3 protein-coding genes are annotated in these 4,070 nt (G+C 44.5%); all 3 read right to left on the reverse strand.

What is annotated here, in order from left to right:
* Positions 1-361 precede the first annotated feature (361 nt).
* Positions 362-1,510 carry a tyrosine-type recombinase/integrase gene (locus tag GTA51_RS20065; protein WP_160964262.1) on the reverse strand — a complete coding sequence of 383 codons (1,149 nt, stop codon included), beginning with the start codon at positions 1,508-1,510 and terminating at the stop codon, positions 362-364.
* Positions 1,511-1,615: 105 nt separating this feature from the next.
* On the reverse strand, positions 1,616-2,173 hold the full coding sequence (locus GTA51_RS20070) for a tyrosine-type recombinase/integrase (protein ID WP_160963781.1): 558 nt from the start codon (positions 2,171-2,173) through the stop codon (positions 1,616-1,618).
* 367 nt (positions 2,174-2,540) lie between these two features.
* On the reverse strand, positions 2,541-2,921 hold the full coding sequence (locus GTA51_RS20075; protein WP_160964263.1) for a hypothetical protein: 381 nt from the start codon (positions 2,919-2,921) through the stop codon (positions 2,541-2,543).
* Positions 2,922-4,070: the final 1,149 nt, after the last annotated feature.

A 4,070-nucleotide genomic window follows, 5' to 3' on the forward strand; every position in this document is an offset into this window, starting at 1 on the left:
CGGCTGGTGCAACGAAATCTGTTTCAGCAATGTGAAATTCTCGACCTCATTGACCCGCGACGGCAACGCTTAAAACCAAACAATTCTAGCAGGCTATCTCTTCTAAATTAGCCGGACAGAAATGGTTTTCAATGTCTTTTTCGAAGTCGTCCCAGATCATCACTTTCTTGTAAGTGTCTGTAAAAATATTAAAATAGCACTTTTTACACAACGATTTGAATTCTTCGTTTTCATTTACTTCAAATACGTGGGATTCGTCCCACAAGCATTTCTTAGTAGCCATAATAATTTCTCTTTTTTTAAAAGTTATTGAAAAATAGAAAGACGGAGTATCTTTTTCAAGACGCCCCGTCTTCCTGGACTATGCCACTTCTAAAGCTGGTAACAGATTGACTGCTCTTTCCTTTTCTCCTTCCATGTAGTGGTAATAGGTGTCTGCCGTCATCTTCACCGTTGAATGGCCCATCATCTTGGAAACGGCAGCTAAGTCAGCACCCTTGCGAAGTAATGTGGTCGCAAACAGGTGCCGAAGATCGTACATACGAGTCTGGTAGGTGATACCAGCCCGTTTGCATGCGTTTTTGAATGCTTTCCGAATAGTGGTCAGGTTCCGGCCCATGTACTCGATGACATATCCGGTCTGGGACTCTGCCTGCTCCTTCTCCAAACGTTTCAGGAACTCAGGGTTGATCGGAACTGTCCGGTATGTCTTAGTTTTGCTCGCATAAATGCGAACAGTGCTGGCTTTGAAGTCAATGTCTTCCCACTTGAGTGAAAGAAGTTCAGATTCACCAGGACGAGTGCCCAGGTTGAAGCAAACTTCCATCGCCCACTTTAAATGAGGTTCAGCGTTGACCATGATCTTCTTCGCATCGTCCAAGGTGAGCTTCATATCCCATGGTTGAACCTTGGGTTTCTTCCAAATCTTCAGGGGATTGACGGAGGTAAAGCCGTTGTCTATCCCGAAGTTGAAGATGAAACTCAAGTAATCACAGTACTTATTCACCGTATACTGGGACCGGACCTTTCCTGTTCTACTGCTAACTCCTTGAAAGTGCAGGATAAACGGAATCATGTTTTCTTGGTAAGACAGGGAATCCACGGGCTTATCGCCGAGTACCGGGATAAAGACGTGGTTGACCAAATGCTCGATGTTCCGGATGTGCTTCTCCGTCCGGCCTGATGCCTTCATATGGGCCAGATACTTCGATCCAAGCTCCGACAGGAGCATCCCGCCAGGAACTCGACCAGTGACCTGGTTAAAGCCCTGGACCAGGGCGGTAGCTGGGTTCTCCACCTGTCCGGCCACCGGCACTGGTACCAGGACCGATGCCGTCACCGTATCGGGATCAGGAACTGGTAACCCCTGGTCGAGTGCGTCACGAACAGCGTGATCAAACTTTTCAGCTTTTGCTTGACCAAGTTCACCACGACCAAACGATTTGTCATGTCTTTTGCCGTTGGAATGCCAATAGACCATCCACCGGCTATCTCGTTGATAGACGCCCATAAAAACCTCTTCTGTTCTAGGTTGAAGTAACAATTTAAATTTTGGAGCGAGGAAAAATTTAGGCGCTCGACAAATAAAGGGGATTTTACTCCCCTTGGTAAGAGTTTAGATGGATTTCATCAGAACTTCTTCGACTTCTTCCTCCTTCACGCCGATATATCTTCTTGTGATACTCGGGCTGCTGTGATTCAATCGCTTTGCTATGACCTCCCATGATGTACCGAAAGTTTTCCGCTGGTGGTAACACCAGGTTTTTCGGAGCGTGTGAGCCCCTGCATTGATGTGCAGATTTATAGCATCGCACCAATCCTGAACGTACATTGTCACTGCGTATGTCGTCAGCGGTGAATTTAACCCTTTTCTGCTCTTGAACAGAAAGTGGTCGTCCTTCGCCTCGATTGTCTTCAAGTAGTCGTCAAGGGTCTCTTTGATTTCCTTGTTGATCATGAAAACGTTTTCTTTTCCGGTCTTTTTTTCTCGGATGACAATGCGATCACCAACATTGGCGTGCTTTACGTCCGAAATTCTGAGTGCAAGGATGTCTTGTACCCTAAGTCCAGTGTTGACACCCATTATGAACAAGAGTTTGTTCCTGGGTGAGTCATGCAAAAGCTTCTTAATGCTCTTGATGGACTTCACATCTGTAATCGGTTCGACCTTCATAAAATCCTCCAATTGGGTTTTCCCTTTTTGGGATGCCAGAAACTAAAATTCAAAATCTCTGGTCCGGGCCTTTGTCCTTTGGGGACACCTGTAGGCCTTTGTAATTCTTTGAAGTTTGCAATTATTCGACTCCAATGTACGTTATTGGGTAAAACCGTTCTTTCCTTCAAATACTTATATCTGTAGTTTTGTGACTATAATCGCAAATACAATGCGAAGAATCGTTCCGTGACAATCTGACAAAGTTGGACTTAACTCCTGCAGTAGAGGTGAAGTATTTGCATCTTTAAAGAAGTATGGAAAATTTTTCCAAGTTAAAAATAAGAAATGTCACACAGATGAATCTGCATGACATTTCAGTAGGAGGTTATGGGAGAATCTTGGTTAGACTGATTTTTCCGTCAATGAACTCGACCGAGAACTCGTCGCCCTCGTTAATTTCGAGATCACCGAGATCGTGAGCCTTGAGATTGATCTTCAGGATGCCCTGTTGATTCACCTTCGGTCTCTTTGAGTCTTTGAGATAAAGTCCCTTGACCTCATAGAGCACCCTATCGGTACTAATGAGCTTCAAAATGTACTGTTTGAGCGTTTGACGATGTTTGATCTTCATCTGCTCCATTATCGTAGCAGCATCCAGACCTTCTTTGATAAGGCTGCGAAGAGTCTTCGGATCATACTTCGATTCGATTTTCTTCTTCGCCGTCTTTTCTTGAACGTCAGTTGAATTACCATTCTTGGCTCCCATAACGCCTCCTTGCATAGAAATGTTACTTTATCTGGTATATCTCTACGAATTACTGAAAAATGCATGAAAATGCGCATTTCTGGGGTTAACTTACACCAATTTTCTTGTGCTTCTGGGGTGTAAATCGTAATTTGGGCGTAGGGCGCTGTTCCTGGGGTTTTTGCTGTCCGGGTAGGGTTTGCTATAGGACAAGCCCCAAAAGCCCAGGAGAAGGGATTCTACAGGGGGTGTTCCCGGGGCCATGACAAGTTCAACCAGCCCCATCGAGGTAATTGACGCCGGGTGGACCAGGAGATGCGAAAATCCGTCCGTTAGACAAAGAAAAAGGCCCTCACGAATGAAAGCCTTTGTAAAGAATCTACTTTGCAGTTTACAGAATCATGCGACCATCTAAATTTCTTCAGATGGAAGCTAACTCCTAAGAGTCGAAAGGAGCGTCACCGATCCTAGCACTCTGTTGCATCCGTACAAGCGGTTTTCCCGCATACGGCTACGTCAATTGGTATTCGATGTATCATAAGTGTCTAATATTTTGAAGTAGTTTTTAATGACGCTGTACTACTGAAGAACAGCGGCTTCGAGTTTATACCCAAAGCAATGGTTTTATTGTTTTTGTTTAAGACATTTCTCGTGCTACATCGAATACCGTTCGATAGTTTCTTACAAACTTCAGCCACCCTTATGAAAATCAAGCTTTCCATCTCCGTGAAAATCTTTTCACAAGGGCTTCCTTTGGTCTATTGCAATCCTTTAAAGCCATCCCATGTCTAATCGCATCCATATATCCAAACGTGATTTCACTTGAGCTATCACGCTTTTAGAAGATTATTAAAAGTCAACGGATTTCAGTTTGCCATGAACTTCATCCGACATATGGGCCACCTCGACTTCTTTGAGTTATCAAATACGGGCTGGTTTTCGTCTCAACTTCTTCCCCGTCTGCATTGCTACATAACGGGTAAGTCATTCTTAGGTAGATCTGGTTCGAGGAGAGTACGACCGATCTGGTTTGTCTTAAGACGTCATTTCTGTCCGGCTAATTTAGAAGAGATAGCCTGCTAGAATTGTTTGGTTTTAAGCGTTGCCGTCGCGGGTCAATGAGGTCGAGAATTTCACATTGCTGAAACAGATTTCGTTGCACCAGCCGGG

It is taken from the genome of Solidesulfovibrio aerotolerans (assembly GCF_009856865.1).
GTDB classification, from domain to species: domain Bacteria; phylum Desulfobacterota; class Desulfovibrionia; order Desulfovibrionales; family Desulfovibrionaceae; genus Solidesulfovibrio; species Solidesulfovibrio aerotolerans.